Here is a 2,021-nt window from a genome sequence, read left to right as displayed (position 1 = left end):
GTGCAGGAGCTGCTGCCAGCTTCACCGTAACATCTACCGGTACACCAACAGGTTACCAATGGCAGGTGAGTACGATCGCTGCTCCTGCTTTTGCAGATATTGCAGGTGCTACTTCAGCAACTTATACTATTCCGGCTACTACTGCTGCTCAAAACGGCAACCAGTACAGGGTGATCGTATTCAGCTGTACTCCTACAGGCATCACTTCTTCGGCTGCCACTCTTACTGTGAATACTCCGGTTTCGATCGGTACACAGCCTGCAGCTTCTACAGTTTGTTCTGGCGCTACTGCTACCTTCAGCGTAGCTGCAACAGGAACAGCACTTACTTACCAATGGCAATATGCCGCGACCTGCGCAGGTACATTTACCAACCTGGCCGGACAGACTGCAGCAACCTTGTCGCTCACTAACGTAACCACTGCAAACGCAGGTGCTTACAGGGTGATCGTAGGTGGAGCTTGCGGACCTGTCACTTCATCTTGTGTGTTGCTGACAGTGAACGTTCCTGTAACGATCTCTACTCAGCCTGTAGATTTCTCTATCTGTTTGCCAGTAACCGGCACTGTTAACGGTACATTTACTGTTGCAGCAGCAGGAACCGGCCTTACATATCAATGGCAGCAAAGCACTGATGGCGGAACAAACTTCGCCAACATCACCGGTGCTACTGCGGCTACACTTACATTGACCAACCTTACTGCAACAATGAACGGTTACAAATACCGTGTTGTATTGAGCGGTACATGTACTCCTTCATTGAATTCAGCTGTAGCAACCCTTACCGTAAATACTCCGGTAAACATCAGCGCACAGCCTCAGAACAAACGTATCTGTTCTGGCGATAACGCCACATTTGCTGTAACTGCAACCGGTTCTACCATCACTTACCAATGGCAGGTGAGCGTGAACGGCGGCCCTTATGTAAATGTTACCAACGCTGGTATCTACAGCGGTGCTACTACCAATACGCTTACCCTTACTAGCGTTACAACATTGAATAACGGTTACAAATACCGTGTGGTGGTATCCGGTGTTCCTTGCGGAGCGGTTAACTCAGCGGAAGCTACATTGACTGTGAATCAGACCCCGACCGTTGAACTGGCATTACAATCTTATGCCAATATCACTCCGGCTATCAGGACAGGTTTATTCCCTGTAGTAAGCCCTGCAGTTGGTCCTTACACCTATGCATGGTATAAAAATGGCAATTTGCTGAATGGCGTTGGAACTTCACCATTGCCGGTTTCTGTGGATGATTTCGGAACTTATACTGTGATGGCTACCAATACCGTTACCGGTTGTTTCGATGTATCAGACGCAGTTACCTTGTCTGATCTTGCTTCAGATGCACTGTTCGTTTATCCTAACCCATCAAGCGGCAAGTTTGAAGTGAGATACTACAACAGGGGTGGTGCAGCGCACACACGCACACTGTCTATCTATGATTCAAAGGGTGCACAGGTATTCAAGCAACAATACACTCTTACAGGTGTATATGCGAAAATGGCTGTTAACATGGTTGGCGCAGGAGCAGGTGTTTACTTCATCGACCTGACCGATGCAGCTGGCAAACGTATCGCTACCGGTAAAGTGGTGATCCGCAGGTAATCAATAGAATAATCAATTACCATAAAATTGAAGGCCGCTTCTGAAAGGAAGCGGCCTTTTTATTTTCCTTAAAGAGTAATTACAGAAGTCAATAACTGCACTTGTGCCTTTACATGAAACTTCTTTGCATCTTTGCGTGCAAATGAAGACAATTTACCTATTCAGTGGGTTGGGGGCAGATGAAAGGGTTTTCAAATACCTGAAATTCCCGGGTCATCATATTGTGCATATCAAATGGATAACAGCTTTGCGGAACGAACCGCTTGCAGCGTATGCAAAACGGTTGCTTGAGCAGGTAAGTACTGAGCATCCCATTCTGATAGGTTTATCTTTCGGGGGAATTATGGCCATTGAGGTTTCGAAACTCATACCAACTGAAAAGGTCATCATCATCGCATCGGTAAAAAACCG

General features: G+C 46.9%; 2 protein-coding genes. Both read left to right on the top strand.

Annotation, left to right across the window (positions count from 1 at the left end; genetic code table 11):
• On the top strand, window positions 1-1,610 hold a 1,610-nt coding region (locus tag EGI32_RS11230; RefSeq protein ID WP_255155454.1), incomplete at its 5' end, for a T9SS type A sorting domain-containing protein.
• A gap of 142 nt (window positions 1,611-1,752) precedes the next feature.
• On the top strand, window positions 1,753-2,021 hold a 269-nt coding region (locus EGI32_RS11225; protein WP_255155453.1), incomplete at its 3' end, for an alpha/beta hydrolase.

This window comes from Ferruginibacter sp. HRS2-29 (assembly GCF_024343615.1).
In the GTDB taxonomy this organism is placed as follows: domain Bacteria; phylum Bacteroidota; class Bacteroidia; order Chitinophagales; family Chitinophagaceae; genus Ferruginibacter.
This window is presented reverse-complemented; position numbering and strand designations above follow the sequence as displayed.